We start from the raw sequence: 14,349 nt of genomic DNA on the forward strand, positions 1-14,349 counted from the left end.
TGAACCCGAGCCGTTCCGCCATTGCAAAACGGGGCGTTTCCCACGTCCGCAATCCCGAGACCATGTGGCTGATACGTGCCTGCCATGCCCATGAAACTCTCGGCACACATCAGAAAACGCATTCTGTGCGCAAGATCACACGCGCAGGGATGATAATTCGACAACTGACTGAATTTGTATCCCCTAACGGCTTCGGCTGCGAACTTCGCCCCCACGCTACGGCCAGTGGCGGCCCCGCCACTCGAATATCGACATCGACCCGGTCGAGCTGCCACCGGCCATGAGCGGCTGGTCATTACGTGTCCGCACTTACCGCTATTAATGGGGCATCAGCAATTTCCCCAAGGGGCGGCGGTTGACGCCTTCCTGGCGCCCCGTCAGGCTGGCAGCCCATGTTCCCGAGAGGATGGAGTGCCGGTGAGTGACGCGGTGGTGGTCGGCGGCGGGCTGGCGGGGATGCTGGCCGTGGGGGCACTGCTCGACCATGTGGACACGGTCACCGTCGTCGAACGCGACCGCTACCCGGCCGAGCCCGTCTTCCGCAAGGGCGTGCCCCAGAGTCGGCACCTGCACGTCTTCCTCACCGGCGGCCAGCGCGCCCTGGAGTCCCTGCTGCCCGGAACGCTCGCGGAACTCGAGGCCGCGGGGGCGCGCCGCCTGGAGGCGCCCCGCGACTTCCTCACCCGCGCCCCGAGCGGCTGGCAGCGGCGCTACCACGAGGGCCGGCACTCCATGATCAGCTGCACCCGCCCGGTCTTCGACGCCACCGTGCGCGCCCGGGTGCTGGCCGATGCCGCGAAGTCCCGCACCCGGGTGGCGGTGCTGGAGGGCAGCGAGGCCGTCGGCCTGCTGGGCGGCGCGGACCGGGTCACGGGGATTCGGGTCCGCTCCCGCGACGCCGGGCGCGCGGAGCGGGAACTGCCCGCCGACCTCGTCGTCGACGCGTCCGGGCGCGGCTCGCGCGCCCCGAGGTGGCTGGCGGAGCTGGGCCGCCGGCCCCCGCGCGAGGAGGTCGTGGACGCCGGGATCGCCTACACGACGCAGATGTTCCGGCCCGCCGCGCCGCTCGACGCGGGGATCGCGGTCCAGGCCCGGGCCGACTGCCCGCGGGGCGCGGTCTGGTGCCCCGTGGAGGACGGCAACTGGCTGCTCACCCTGGCCGGGGTGCGCGGCCACCACCCGCCGACCGAGTCCGCCGGCGTCCTGGACTTCGTGGCCTCCCTCGACGAGCCGCACCTGCGCGACCACGTCCGGGCCGCCGAGGCGGTGGCCCCGGCGTACGGCTTCCGCGACACTTCCAACCGCCGTCGCCGCTACGAGGCGCCGGGCGGGGTGCCCGACGGCCTCGTCGTGGTCTCCGACGCCGCCTGCACCTTCAATCCGATCTACGGCCAGGGCATGTCGGTCGCCGCGATGAGCGCCCGCGCCCTGCGTGACATCGCCTCGGCCCGCGATCTGTCGGCGCCCGGCTTCGCCGCGGCGGCCCAGGCGGCCACGGCCCGGGCCGGCGACACCGCCTGGATGACCGCCGTCGGCGCGGACCGGCCGTACGCCGCGGCCGACGACACCACGCCGCCGGGTCTCCCCGAACGGCTGCGGACCTGGTACTTCAACCGTCTTGTGGCCCGCGCGGCCATCGACCGCACGGTCGGGGCCGCCTTCCGCGACCTCACGTTCATGACCGCGGGGCCGGGCCGGCTGCTCGCCCCCTCCGTCGCCCTGCGCACGCTCCTCCTGCCACGCCGGCCCGGTCTCGCGGGCCCGCCCGTACGCCCGCGGAGCACCGTCGGCTGAGTCGGGTCCGGCGCGGGCGACGGTCCGCGCACCCAGGGGCACGGGCGACGGCCCGCGTCCCTGGGTGGTACTGCCAGTCCTAGGCACGCCGGTCCTAGGTCCAAGGGAGCTCTTGTCCGCCCGGCCCGGCCCCCGCAGGGTTGGGGAAATGAGCCACACCACTGTCGCCGCCTACGCCGCACCCGCACCGAAGGCTCCGCTGGAGCGCACCACCATCACTCGCCGTGAGCTCGGCGAGCACGACATCCTGATCGACATCAAGTACGCCGGCATCTGCCACTCCGACATCCACAGCGCACGGGGCGAATGGGGCGAGGGCGGGCACTTCCCGCTCGTCCCCGGTCACGAGATCGCGGGCGTCGTCTCCGCGGTCGGCTCCTCGGTCACCCGCCACGCGGTCGGCGACCGGGTCGGCGTGGGCTGCTTCGTGGACTCCTGCCGCCATTGCGAGAACTGCGCGGCCGGCCTGGAGCAGTACTGCACGGGCGAGGGCGGCCTGGTCGGCACGTACGGCGCGACCGGGCGGGACGGCGAGCCCACCCAGGGCGGCTACTCCACCCACCTCGTCGTCGACGAGCACTACGCCCTGCGCATCCCGGAGGGTCTCGCGCTCGACGAGGCCGCCCCGCTGCTCTGCGCCGGGATCACGCTGTACTCGCCGCTCGCCCGCTGGCAGGCGGGCCCCGGCAAGAAGGTCGCCGTCGTGGGCCTGGGCGGTCTGGGCCACATGGGCGTGAAGATCGCGCACGCGATGGGCGCCGAGGTCACCGTGCTCAGCCAGTCGCTGCGGAAGAAGGACGACGGGCTGCGGCTCGGCGCGGACCACTACCACGCCACCTCCGACCCGGCCACCTTCGAGGCGCTGGCGGGCACCTTCGACCTGATCGTCAACACCGTCTCCGCCGACCTGGACCTGAACGCCTACCTCGGTCTCCTCAAGACCGACGGCACCCTGGTGCAGCTCGGCGCGCCGGAGCAGCCGCTGCCCATCGCCCCGTTCGCGCTCATCACCCAGCGCAGGTCGTTCGCCGGTTCGATGATCGGCGGCATCGCGGAGACCCAGGAGATGCTGGACTTCTGCGCGGCCCACGGCCTCGGCGCCGACATCGAGGTCATCCGGGCCGACCAGATCAACGAGGCGTACGAGCGGGTGCTCGCCAGCGATGTGCGCTACCGGTTCGTGATCGACACCGCCACCATCTGACCGGCGAAGCGGGCCCGGTCCACCCCTGACCGGGCCCGCGTCTCATGGCGGCCGGCGGCGCGCCCCGTACGCCGGTCCGGCTACCGCCGCCGGAACCAGCGCGTCAGCGGGTGCCACCAGGGCCGACGGGCCTTGGGCTCGGCGGCCTGTACGGGGGCCGGGGCGGCGGGCGGGGCCGCGGGCTCCAGCTGGGGCAGCGGCTGGTGCTGCCCGGCTGGGAGGGCGGCCTGCGCCGACGCCTCCGGGATCGGCCGCCGCGGGGCGAACTGTGCGGGGAGCACGGTGAGTTGGCGGGTCCAGGTGGTGGCCCGCCAGCCGAGTTCGTCCTCGTCCACGGCGAGGTGGAGGTCGGGCAGCCGCACCAGCAGCGCGTCGATGGCGGTGTCGACGATGGCGCGCGCGATCTCCCGGCCGGGGCACTCGTGCGGTCCCCCGCTGAACGAGAGGTGGGACCGGTTGCCGTACATGGGGGCGTCGAGGTCGGGGCGGACCGCCGGGTCGATGTTCCCCGCGGCCACCCCGAGCAGCAGCATGTCCCCGGCCTTGATGGGGCGGCCGCCGAGTTCGGTGTCGGACGTGGCCCATCGGGCGGGGACCACGGTCGTCGGCGGGTCGTCCCACAGCACGTGCTCCACCGCGTCGGGCACGGTCATCTGCCCGCCCGCCAGCGAGGCGCGGAACCGCTGGTCCGTCAGGACCATCCGCAAGGTGCTCGCCAGCAGGCCGGAGGTGTTCTCGTTCGCGGCGAGGAGGACGAGCCACAGGACGCCGGCGAGTTCGGTGTCACTGAGTCCGGCGGGGTGTTCGACCAGCCAGGTCGCGAGGTCGCTGCCCGGATCCACGCGTTTGCGCGCCACCAGACGCGCGAGGGTCTCCTTGATGTACTCGCTGCCGGCGATGGCCTTCTCCGACCCCTTCACCAGCTCGATGGCGGCCTCGACCAGGCGCGGGCCGGACTCCTCGGGCATGCCGAAGAGCTGCGTCAGGACGAGCATGGGCAGCTGCTGGGAGAACTGCGGCACCAGGTCGGCGCGCCCCTCGGCGGAGAACGCGTCGGCCAGCTGGTTGGTGAAGCGGATCACGTGCCGGCGCAGGCCCCGGCGGTCGAAGCGGTCCAGGCACTGCGTGGTCGCGTCCCGCATCCGCCGGTGGTCGTCGCCGTCGGCGGTCATCCGGTCCGGGTTCCAGCCGATGATGGGCAGCAGCGGGTTGTCCGGGGGGACCCTGCCCTCCTTCAGCATGTGCCAGTGCCGCGAGTCGTGGGAGAACCGGGTGGGCGTCCGCACCACCTCCAGGATCTCGCGGTAGCCGAGCACCAGCCAGCCGGGGAGGTCGCCGATGAGCCGGACCGGCGCCACCGCGCCGTGTTCGGCCCGCAGTCGCTCGAAGACCCGCAGCGGGTCGGATTCGTATGCGGGCCCGAAGAGCGGCAGCGCGCCCTTGGCGTCCAGGCCCTGGTGGGCCGGGCAGCCCGGGGGCGGGGCGAGGGCGGAGTCAGCGCGGGCGGAGTCGAACTGAGGGGGCGTCACTGGGGCTCCGGGTTTCCTGTGGCGAGGGCGTGCAGATAGTGCATGAGGGTCATCAGCGTGTCGCGGCTGGAGATGCGGTCGCGGGCGTCGCAGTCGATCACCGGTACGTGGTCGGGGATGTCCAGCGCCTCCCGGAGGTCCTCCTTGGGGTGGAACGGGGCATCGGGGAAGGCGTTGACGGCCACGACGAAGGGCACGCCGCGGTCCTCCAGCTTGCCGATCACGTCGAAGCTGACCTCCAGCCGCCGGGTGTCGACCAGGACGACCGCGCCCAGCGCGCCTTCGAACAGCCCGTTCCACAGGAACCAGAAGCGCTCCTGGCCGGGCGTGCCGAACAGGTACAGGACCAGCCGGGGGTTGAGGCTGATCCGACCGAAGTCCATGGCCACCGTGGTCGAGGTCTTGCGTTCCACCCCGGCGATGTCGTCGATGCCGACGGCCGCCTCGGTCATGGTCTCCTCGGTGGTCAGCGGCCGGATCTCACTCACCGAGCCGACCAGTGTGGTCTTCCCGACCCCGAAGCCTCCGACGATCACCACCTTGACGGCCGAGGCCACCGTGGCGGGCAGGGCGTCCTCGCTGCGCGGGCCGACGACGGTCTCAGAGGTTTTGCAGTCCATGCATCACCGCCTCCAGGATTGCGATGTCGGGCAGCGTGGCCGTCGGCAGCGGCGCGCGCGCCTCGATGTGGCCGCCGTCCAGCAGCACCGCCAGGAGCACCGTCACCGTGCTGACCGGCAGGTGCAGGTAGGCGGAGATCTCCGCGACGGACAGCGGGTAGTTGCACATGTGGATGATCGCGCCGTGCTCGGGCTGCATGTCCGAGCCGGGAGTGCCGCGGGCCACGATCAGGGTGACGAGATCGAGGTCCGATCGCTTGTCGGTCTGGTCCCGGCCGGACCCGACTATGTACAGCCGCTCGGGCCCGCCCTCGTCCCAGCGCTCCGGTCGTTCGTCTTCCGCTTCCGGTCCTGCCGTCATGCGTACTGCCCGTCGGCGCGTGGCGGGCTCGTCAGGTGCTCACCGATCCGGGCGACCAGGTCCCGCATGCGGGCGGCCATCAGCCCGGCGTCGACCCCTTCGTCGGCGAGCGCGGCGAGATAGGCGCCGGCGCCGGCGGCCATCAGATAGAAGAAGCCGGCGTCGACCTCGAGGACCACCAGCCGCATGGTCCCGTCACCGTGCGGGAACTCCGCCGCGATGGCCGCGGCCAGGCTCTGCAGCCCGGCGCAGGCCGCCGCCACGCGGTCGGCGATGTCGATGTCGGCGCCGTACCGGGCCATGCACAGGCCGTCCGAGGACAGCACCACGACATGGCGGATCTGCGGGACGCTCGTGCCCAGATCCTTGAGCATCCAGTCCATGTTGGGCCGCTGCTGTGTCGTCACCTTGATTACCTACGCATCCTTACCTGATGGCTCATCACTTTTCGAGCGGTCGGAGCCGTCCGATGGGGCCGTTCCGTTGAGGCCCGACATGAAGTCGGCCACCCACAGCCCCGGGGCGGGGGGCGTACGCCTGCTGGTCTCCGCGGCGGGCGCGGGCGAACGGGGGGCGGGGGCCGCGGACGTGGCCCGTCCGCGGGCGGGGAAGCCGGGGGCGCGGCGACGGCGCTGCGGCAGCCCGTTGACGCCGCGGTGCGGCTCGGGCTCGGTGGCGGCGCCGGGGGCGGGCTCCGGGGGCGGGGTGGCGCCCGGCCGCAGCCGGCGCTTGGGCGGCGGCAGTTTCGCGGCCCGCGCGATCATGCCGCCGGGCACGGGGGTGGCCGTGGTCTGGTCCTGGGGGACGACCAGGACGGCCCGTACGCCGCCGTACGCGGACTTGCGCAGCGAGATGTCGAACTTGTAGGCCGCGGCGAGTCGTCCGACGACGGCGAGGCCGAGCCGTGGCGCCTCCCCGAGATCGTCGACGTCCAGCCCGCCGCCTTCCAGGTCGAGGGCGTACGCCACGCGCTTGGCGGCCTCGTCGGTCAGGCCGACTCCGGCGTCCTCGATCTCGATCGCGACGCCGTTCTGCACCTCGGTCGCGGTCAGGTGGACGCGGGTGCTCGGCGGCGAGTACCGGGTGGCGTTGTCCAGCAGTTCGGCCAGGGCGTGGATGAGCGGCTCGACCGTGGCGCCGATGATGGCGATGTCGGCCACCGAGTGCAGGTCGACCCGGCGGTACTCCATGATCCGGGACATGGCGCCGCGGAGCACGTTGAAGAGGGGGACCTCCTTCACCCACTGGCGGCCCGGCCGAGCGCCGCCGAGTACGGCGATGCTGTCCGCCAGCCGCCCGACCAGCGCGGTGCCGTGGTCGATGTGCAGCAGGTCGGCGAAGACGACCTTGTCGTTGCCGTGCTTGTCCTCCATCTCCCGCAGGTCCTGGGCCTGCTGGTGGACGAGGGCCTGGACCCGGCGGGCGATGTTGACGAAGGCCCGCTGCGCGGAGTCGCGCAGCGCTTCCTCGGTGTCGACGATGCTGACCATCGAGCTCAGCAGCCTGCGGTGGGCGGCCTCGTAGTCCGGGTCGACGATGGAGGCGCAGCGCAGGTCCCGCAGGACCTCCTCGGCGGGCATGCCGCCCTGGAGCCGCTTCACGACGATCGGCAGCAGCTCGTTGGCCAGCCGGAAGGTCTCCCGCTGCTGGTCCGCGAGCCGGCTCCGCAGCAGTTCCTCCTGTTCGGCGTGGAGCCTGCCCTGCTCGGCGATCTTCCGTCCGCGGCGTATGACCTCGCCGGCGGCGGCCGCCACCGACGCGGTGGCCACCCCACCGCACACGCCGACCGGGGCTCGGGCTCCGGAGGGCGCCAGCGGCACGGCCGCCATCGTGCATACGGCGACCAGGAGAGGGAGGAAAAGCCACGGGCGGGCGGAGCCGGGCTCCGGTCCTTCACGTGACGTACCGACTCGAACCATCGACATCCTCAATGCGCTCGGAAAGGTGGGGGCGACACGGGTGAGTGTGGTGGGGCCGCACACGATCGGCGGCGGCGCAGTCGCACGGGCCGTAGTCGTCCTGACGCGCTGCGCAACAGCGAGCATAGTCAGATCAGCGTGCCGCGGAGCCCCGCGCGCATATTTCACCGGCATGTACTCATGTGCGATATTCACATCGGACGTACTGCCGCAACCGGCTGATTCGGGGCCGAAGTTGGCGCCCGAACACCCGGGCGCCTCACCTATTCGGACGACAGGTCCGGGCCCCGAGCCCTATCGGACGCATGACGTCACTCGTTCCGGTGAATTCCCGTGTCGCCGCGCGAAGGCCACCCCTCCCGCACGCAATACATGCGACTATCGACCCTTTTGTCTCATATGAATGCGTGCGAACCATGCCCCCTCACAAGCTCCCGCGCGCGGTGCTCGTCGCCGCCGCACTGACCGGTACGGCCATCGCGTGCAGCAGCGGTACGCCCGCGGGTCACCTGGACCGCCATGAGGCCCCCGGAGCGACGGCCCGGGACGCCGGGGGATTCACCCTGGTGGCCACCGGCGACCTCCTCATCCATGCCTCGGTCATCCGTCAGGCGCGGGCGGACGCGGGCGGCGACGGCTACGACTTCCGGCGCATGCTCACCGGGGTCAAGCCCATGGTCACGGACGCCGACCTGGCGATATGCCACATGGAGACCGTGTACGGGGCCGACGGCGGGCCGTTCACCGGCTACCCGGCGTTCAAGACCCCGCCGCAGCTCGCCCAGGCGGTCAGGTCGCTGGGCTACGACGCGTGCTCCACCGCCTCCAACCACACGCTCGACGCCGGAGCCGCCGGGGTGACCCGCACCCTCGACGCCATGGACCGGGCCGGCCTGGGGCACGCCGGCTCGGCCCGCTCCGCCGCGGAGCGCCGCCACCTGACCCTGCTGAAGGCGGGTGGCGCCAAGGTCGCCCAACTCGCCTACACCTACGGGACGAACGGCATCCCCGTCCCCAAGGGAAAGCCCTGGCTGGTCAACCGCATCGATCCGGCCCGCATCATCAAGGACGCCCGCGCCGCCCGCCGCGCCGGAGCCGACGTCGTCGTGGTGAGCACGCACTGGGGCACCGAGTGGCAGGAGGCGCCGGACGCGCTCCAGCGCTCCCTCGCCAGGAAACTCACCGCCTCGGCCACCCGCGGCCGCCGCGACATCGACCTCGTCATCGGCACCCACGCCCACGTCCCCCAGGCGTACGAGAAGGTCAACGGCACCTGGGTCGTGTACGGCATGGGCGACCAGGTCGCGGGCGTCATGAACGACGCGCGCGGCCAGATGGGGTCGGCCGCGCGCTTCACCTTCGCCCCGCCCACCGCCCGCGGCCGGGCCTGGACCGTGACGAAGGCGGAGTTCATCCCGCACATCGTGGACAACGACCCCATCACCGTGGTGAACCTCCCCCGGGCACTGGAGAAGCACCCCGGCGACGGCCGCTACCGCGCCGCGCTGGAGCGCGTCCGGGACGCCGTCCACAGCCGGGGCGCCGAGCAGGACGGCCTGGTCATGGGCCGCTGACGGCCCGCCCGGTCTCCCGGTCGGGCCGGTGACGGCCTCGGTCCACGGCCGGTGACGGCCTCAGTCCACCAACTCGTCGGGGCACGGCGTCCCGCGCGGCAGCTTGTAGCGCGCCCCTATGCGGTACGTGCCGGGCCGCGGGGCGTGCAGCACCGTCCACTCGTCCTTCGGCTGCCCTTCCCGGGCCTCCTGGACCTCCTTGACCAGGCAGCCCTGCGTGTTCACCGCGGGGGCGCCGCCGTGCCCCCGCTTCGGCGGTGCGACGTTCCGGCCCTCGGCGTCTATCAGGCCGAGCCAGGGCGAGTACGGTATCCGGATCAGCACCGGGCCCGCGGCCTTCACGTCGATGGTCAGCTTCACGTCCCGGGCGCTGCGGACGACGGCCGGCGGGTCCGCCATCGGCACCGGGTCCCGCACCTTGTACAGGGTCCAGTGGGCGTCGGACCACACCTTGTCCAGGTACGGCTGGCCCGCGGCGACCAACTCCGCCTCCGCCTTCCCCGCCCCCGTACCGTCCGGCTTGTCCTCGGGCAGGACCACGTAGCGCACCGCCCAGCGCCGCAGCCAGTCGTGGTAGCGGGATGCGTCGAGCGTGCCGTCGTAGAAGAGCGGGTTGCGCTCCTTGTCCGCCTGGCGGTTCCAGCCGCGCGCCATGTTGAAGTGGGGTGCGATCGCCGACGACTCGCGGTGGCTGCTCGTGGGCACCACCTCGACCCGGCCGCGCTCCGCGTGCTCCTGCGCCAGGCGGTCCAGCAGCGGCGTCAGCTCGCTCGCCTCCCAGGACGCCGACGGTGTGGTCCTGATGACATCGTCGGCCGACTTCCACACGGGATCCGTCCCCACCGTCACGACGGCCACGGCCAGCACGGCCCACTTGCCCAGCACGACCCGCCTCCGGCGAACGGCACGCAGCAGCACGGCACGGATGTCCTTGCGGGCGGGCAGCGCGGCGATCAGCACCACCCCGCCGAAGACCCCGCCGAACCGGTTGATGTTGGAGCCTATCTGCGAGGGGATCAGAAAGACGAGGACGACCGCGACCGCGTAGAGGAGTCCGGCGATCCGGACCGTACGCCACGTCTTCGGCGCGAAGACGAAGGCCGCCACGCCGCTCAGGAACGGCACGACCCCCGAGTTGAGGCTCATCGGCATGGTCCCCGAGAACGGGAACAGCCAATGAGACAGACCGACCACCACCGCGGGCGTGACGCCGAGCGCGTACCCGGCGGCGCGCCGCCCGGTCAGCCACAGGGCCGCGGCCACGATCCCGACGTACAGCCCGGCGACCGGGCTGGAGGCGGTCGCCAGTCCGGACAGCAGCGCCGCGAGGCCGCCCCGCGCCAGCCGGTGGGTCCACCGCCGCGACCGCCACTTCCGCGGCCACGCGAAGACGACGGCCACCGCCGCCAGACCGAACATCATGCCCAGCCCGAACGTCACCCGGCCCGAGGCCGCGTTGCAGATCAGCGCGACCGTCCCGTACAGCGCGGGCCACAGCGGGCGGCGCACCGCGCGGCTGCGCACCAGCAGCAGCGCCAGCAGCCCGGCGGACACGGTGCCCGCGATCACCATGGTGGTGCGGACGCCGAGGACCGCCATCAGATAAGGCGAGAGCGCGCTGTACGACACCGGGTGCATCCCGCCGAACCAGGCGAGCGAGTACGCGTAGTCCGGATGGTCCGCCGCGAACTCCGCCCAGGCGTCCTGCGCGGCCAGATCGCCTCCGCTGTTCGCGATCAGCCGCACCCACGCCAGGTGCAGGACCGCGGCGACGACGAGCGAGACGGACACGGGGTGCGCCAGGACCTTCCCGAGCCGGCCGCGGCCACGGTCGGAGGGCGCACCGCTCTCCGGCGGCGCGCCGTCCTCGGACGCGAGCGGTCCTCCCCGGTCCTCCTCCGGTCCGGGCCTGTCCGCCCCCGACCCGAGCCTGTCCTCCCCCGATCCGAGCCGTTCCTCCCCCGGGCCGCGCTGCGCCGGTAAACGCGGTTCCCTGGCGGTCTCCTGACCCCTCTTCCGTATGCAGGCCGGATCCCCGGTGCTCACTCGGCTCTCACCTGTCCTCCCCCGTCCCCCGAGCTCGTAAGGACCAAGCGTACGGAACGGCACCGTACTGCCGGGGCGAGGGGGCGGCACCGGGATGTCCCCGCGGAGGTCCCGGGGCCTCAGAGGCTGATCTCGGGCCGGTGGTGGTCCAGCCACAGGGCGAGGTCGACCACCCGCTCCAGCCGCAGGCGGTGGCCCCAGGACAGCGCGTCGGGCGGGGTGTCCAGGCAGGCCTTGACGACGTTCTCGTCGGCGATGTCGCGCACCTGCCCGTGGTGGGCGTCCAGGGCGTCGCGGGCCATCGCCTGGAGTCCGCGGTTGTAGTCGGGGTGGTGCGTGGCCGGATAGTGGTTCTTGGCCCGCCACAGAACCGATGCGGGGGCGAGACCGGTGCCCACGTCCCGCAGCAGGCTCTTCTCCCGGCCGTCGTGGCTCTTCAGCGCCCAGGGGGTGTTGAAGGCGTATTCGACGAGCCGGTGGTCGCAGTACGGGACGCGGACCTCCAGTCCCTGGGCCATGCTGAGGCGGTCCTTGCGGTGCAGGAGCTGGCGCAGCCAACGCGTGAGTGAGAGGTGCTGCATCTCGCGCTGCCGGTGCTCGGCCGGGGTCTCGTCCTCGGTGTGGGGTACGGCGGCGAGCGCGTCGCGGTGGGCGTCGGCGCGGAACTCGGCGATCCGCAGGGTCGCGGCGAGGTCCGGGTTCAGCGGCATGGCGGCCTCGTCCCCGGTCACCAGCAGCCAGGGGAAGGTGGGCGCGGCCAGCGCTTTGGGGTCGTGGAACCAGGGGTAGCCGCCGAAGACCTCGTCCGCGGCCTCGCCGGACAGGGCGACGGTGGAGTGCTCCCGGATGCGGCCGAAGAGCAGGTAGAGGGAGGTGTCCATGTCGCCGACGCCGATCGGCGAGTCGCGGGCGGCGACGACCGCCCGGCGGTGCTCGGGGTCGAGCAGGTCGTGCGGGTCCAGTACGACCGTGGCGTGGTCGGTGCCGATGTACGCGCCCGCCTCGGTGGCGTACGGGGTGTCGTGCCCGGTGCGCAGGACGTCGCCGGTGAACCGCTCTGCTTGGTCGCTGTAGTCCACGGCGTACGAGCGGATCCGGGCGTCCGGGCCCTCGCGGCGGCGCAGTTCCGCGGCGAGGAGGGCGGTCAGCACGGTGGAGTCGAGGCCGCCGGAGAGCAGGCTGCAGCGGGGGACGTCGGCGTCGAGTTGGGTCCGGGCGGCGTGGCCGACCAGGTCGGCGATCCGCTCGACGGTGCCGTCCGGGTCGTCGGTGTGGGGCCGGGCCTCCAGCCGCCAGTACAGGCGCTCGGTGACGCCGCCCCGGTCGAGGGTGAGCAGGCCGCCGGGCGGGACCTCGCGGACGCCGCTCCACAGGGTGGGGCCGGTGCTGAAGAGCAGGCTGTACGCCTCGCGCAGCCCGTCGGCGTCCACCCGGGGATTCAGCTCGGGATGGGCGAACAGCGCCTTGGGTTCGGAGGCGAACGCGAGGCCGCCACCGATCCGGGCCCAGTACAGGGGCTTGACGCCGAGCCTGTCGCGTACCAGCAGCAGCCGCTGCCGCCGCTCGTCCCAGACCGCGAAGGCGAACATGCCCTCCAGGTGTTCGGCGAGCCCGGCTCCCCACTGCTCGTAGGCGCGCAGCACGACCTCGGTGTCGGAGCGGGTACGGAAGCCGTGGCCGAGGCGGCGCAGTTCGGCGCGGAGCTCGTGGTGGTTGTAGACCTCGCCGCTGTACGTGAGCACGGTGGCGGCGGCGTCGTCGCCGGGGCGGGTCGCGCTCATGGGCTGGGCGCCGCCCTCGATGTCGATGACGGCCAGCCGGCGGTGGCCGAGCGCGGCGTGCTCGCCGAGCCAGATTCCGGCGGCGTCGGGCCCCCGGGCGGCCAGGGTGGCGGTCATGGCCTCGATGGCGGGGGTGTGGTGGCGGGCGTCGGTGTGGAAGGACACCCAGCCGGTGATTCCGCACATGGTGGTGGGGGCTCCTCAGCGGTCGGGGCGCGGGCGCGAGGCCGGGTGCCGCGCCGCTGCATCAGGAGTCGGCCGGCGGCCGGGGTGAGTTCCCGGACAGGTGAGGAAAACCGGCTGGACCCCCGACCGGGGGGCCGGGCTGTCCGCGAGAGCGGGCTCATGCGCGGTGCCGGGTGTCGGGTTACGGCGAGGCGGGCGACGGGTGCCGGGTGCGGCGGGGCGGGCCACGGGATCCGGGACACAGGTAACGGATAACGGATGCCGGCGCGGCGGCGTACGCGCCCGGCACACCGCCTCAGCCCGCGGCGGGCCCGGTCCCGTCCACCGGCTCGAGCCCCCATGCCGCGGCGCGGGCAGCGGCGGCCGCGCGGTTGGCGACGTCGAGCTTGGCGAGGATGTGCTCGATGTGGGTCGCGACCGTACGCGTACCGACGAAGAGCCGGGCGGCGATCTCGCGGTTGGTCCGGCCGTGGGTGAGTTCGGCCAGCACTTCCAGCTCGCGCGGGGAGAGCCCGGCGGGGCGGGCGACGGGGCGGCACACGACGACGGTCCCGGCGCCCTGGCGGGACAGCCGGAGCTCCAGGAGGCGTCGGCCGTGCGGCACCAGGACCGTGGCGGGCAGCGCCCGCCGGGCGGCCATCCGCCGTACGAGAACGGTCAACGGGGACTCCGCGTCGGCGAACTCCGGTGGCGGCGCCGCTCCGGCGAGCGGCACCGGGGCGGCCCGCTCCGCCGCCGGGAGCGCCACGGCGTATGCCTGGTCCGCGGTCCCGTCCGGCGTGCCGGGTGCGTCGGACGGCGGCTGCCACAGCGGGTCGGCGACCGCCGCGAGGCATTCGCCCAGCAGGGTCAGCACGCCCCGGGCGGGGTCCTGTCGCGCCCGTACCCGCGTCGTACTCACGTTGAGCACTCCGACGTACCGGCCGTCCGGGGCGAACAGGCACTGCGCCACACCGTCCTCGATGCCCCGCGGCTCCAGCACCTCGCGGAACCCCGGTGAGGTCCGCCGCAGTTGTCCGGGCACGTCGCGCAGCCACCGTGTGCCGCCCGTCGAATGGCGGATCAGCGCGAACACCGGGTCGTCGTGCAGCCGGGTCTCGATGTACGCGGCGGTGTCGGCCGGGTAGCTGCCGGCCAGGGTGAGGTGGCGGCGGCGCAGCGGGTCCCACCGGGACAGCGAGGCGTGGTCGTAGTCGATGACGTCGGACAGCGCCGTGAGGACGGAGTCGGGGGCCGCGGCCCCGGCCACGGCATGCCGCGCGGCCTCGCGTACCCGCAAGGCCGCGTCCAACACGTCCGCTGTGCTCCGCTTCGCCGCCATCCGCCCAGCATGAT

General features: G+C 73.1%; 11 protein-coding genes. 3 read left to right on the forward strand and 8 right to left on the reverse strand.

The features are described from left to right. Positions 1-411 precede the first annotated feature (411 nt). The gene (locus tag Q3Y56_RS02710; RefSeq protein WP_304460367.1) at positions 412-1,794 is read left to right on the forward strand and encodes an NAD(P)/FAD-dependent oxidoreductase; all 1,383 of its coding nucleotides are present in this window, start codon (positions 412-414) and stop codon (positions 1,792-1,794) included. A gap of 148 nt (positions 1,795-1,942) precedes the next feature. Next, positions 1,943-2,998, forward strand: a complete 1,056-nt coding sequence (locus tag Q3Y56_RS02715) for an NAD(P)-dependent alcohol dehydrogenase (RefSeq protein ID WP_304460368.1) — start codon at positions 1,943-1,945, stop codon at positions 2,996-2,998. A gap of 80 nt (positions 2,999-3,078) precedes the next feature. Here Q3Y56_RS02715 and Q3Y56_RS02720 read toward each other — a convergent pair whose 3' ends face one another. From Q3Y56_RS02720 to Q3Y56_RS02740, 5 genes are read right to left on the reverse strand one after another with little or no spacing between them, the layout of a single operon-like run. Further along, on the reverse strand, positions 3,079-4,527 hold the full coding sequence (locus Q3Y56_RS02720) for a cytochrome P450 (RefSeq protein ID WP_304460369.1): 1,449 nt from the start codon (positions 4,525-4,527) through the stop codon (positions 3,079-3,081). Beyond that, on the reverse strand, positions 4,524-5,147 hold the full coding sequence (locus tag Q3Y56_RS02725) for an ATP/GTP-binding protein (protein WP_304460370.1): 624 nt from the start codon (positions 5,145-5,147) through the stop codon (positions 4,524-4,526). The genes Q3Y56_RS02720 and Q3Y56_RS02725 overlap by 4 nt, the downstream gene beginning before the upstream one ends. After that, positions 5,128-5,508 carry a DUF742 domain-containing protein gene (locus Q3Y56_RS02730; protein WP_304460371.1) on the reverse strand — a complete coding sequence of 127 codons (381 nt, stop codon included), beginning with the start codon at positions 5,506-5,508 and terminating at the stop codon, positions 5,128-5,130. Before Q3Y56_RS02730 ends, Q3Y56_RS02725 begins: the two co-directional genes overlap by 20 nt. Then, complete coding sequence (locus Q3Y56_RS02735) at positions 5,505-5,891, reverse strand: roadblock/LC7 domain-containing protein (protein ID WP_304465453.1); 387 nt, start codon at positions 5,889-5,891, stop codon at positions 5,505-5,507. The genes Q3Y56_RS02730 and Q3Y56_RS02735 overlap by 4 nt, the downstream gene beginning before the upstream one ends. A 33-nt stretch (positions 5,892-5,924) precedes the next feature. Further along, complete coding sequence (locus Q3Y56_RS02740) at positions 5,925-7,337, reverse strand: ATP-binding protein (protein ID WP_304460372.1); 1,413 nt, start codon at positions 7,335-7,337, stop codon at positions 5,925-5,927. A gap of 506 nt (positions 7,338-7,843) precedes the next feature. Here Q3Y56_RS02740 and Q3Y56_RS02745 point away from each other — a divergent pair. Further along, positions 7,844-9,001, forward strand: coding sequence for a CapA family protein (locus Q3Y56_RS02745; RefSeq protein WP_304460373.1), 1,158 nt, complete (start codon positions 7,844-7,846; stop codon positions 8,999-9,001). 60 nt (positions 9,002-9,061) lie between these two features. On the opposite strand, the gene Q3Y56_RS02750 is transcribed toward Q3Y56_RS02745, so the two are convergent. From Q3Y56_RS02750 to Q3Y56_RS02760, 3 genes are all read right to left on the reverse strand, one after another. Then, entirely contained in the window at positions 9,062-10,792 is a 1,731-nt protein-coding gene (locus Q3Y56_RS02750; RefSeq protein ID WP_304460374.1) for a DMT family transporter, read from the reverse strand. A gap of 374 nt (positions 10,793-11,166) precedes the next feature. Next, positions 11,167-13,014 (reverse strand): asparagine synthase (glutamine-hydrolyzing), encoded by a 1,848-nt coding sequence (gene asnB / locus Q3Y56_RS02755; protein WP_304460375.1) that lies wholly within the window; start codon positions 13,012-13,014, stop codon positions 11,167-11,169. A 295-nt stretch (positions 13,015-13,309) separates the two neighbouring features. Further along, positions 13,310-14,335: a LuxR family transcriptional regulator gene (locus tag Q3Y56_RS02760; protein WP_304460376.1), complete on the reverse strand. Its 1,026-nt coding sequence runs from the start codon at positions 14,333-14,335 to the stop codon at positions 13,310-13,312. Positions 14,336-14,349: the final 14 nt, after the last annotated feature.

Source organism: Streptomyces sp. XD-27 (assembly GCF_030553055.1).
In the GTDB taxonomy this organism is placed as follows: Bacteria; Actinomycetota; Actinomycetes; order Streptomycetales; family Streptomycetaceae; genus Streptomyces.

Excerpts from the sequence above, each read along its gene's own strand:
- Q3Y56_RS02730 (WP_304460371.1), bottom strand. The coding sequence starts at position 5,508 with ATGACGGCAGGACCGGAAGCGGAAGACGAACGACCGGAGCGCTGGGAC.
- Q3Y56_RS02760 (WP_304460376.1), bottom strand. The coding sequence starts at position 14,335 with ATGGCGGCGAAGCGGAGCACAGCGGACGTGTTGGACGCGGCCTTGCGG.
- asnB (WP_304460375.1), bottom strand. The coding sequence starts at position 13,014 with ATGTGCGGAATCACCGGCTGGGTGTCCTTCCACACCGACGCCCGCCAC.
- Q3Y56_RS02735 (WP_304465453.1), bottom strand. The coding sequence starts at position 5,891 with ATGGACTGGATGCTCAAGGATCTGGGCACGAGCGTCCCGCAGATCCGC.
- Q3Y56_RS02745 (WP_304460373.1), top strand. The coding sequence starts at position 7,844 with ATGCCCCCTCACAAGCTCCCGCGCGCGGTGCTCGTCGCCGCCGCACTG.
- Q3Y56_RS02740 (WP_304460372.1), bottom strand. The coding sequence starts at position 7,337 with ATGGCGGCCGTGCCGCTGGCGCCCTCCGGAGCCCGAGCCCCGGTCGGC.
- Q3Y56_RS02715 (WP_304460368.1), top strand. The coding sequence starts at position 1,943 with ATGAGCCACACCACTGTCGCCGCCTACGCCGCACCCGCACCGAAGGCT.
- Q3Y56_RS02725 (WP_304460370.1), bottom strand. The coding sequence starts at position 5,147 with ATGGACTGCAAAACCTCTGAGACCGTCGTCGGCCCGCGCAGCGAGGAC.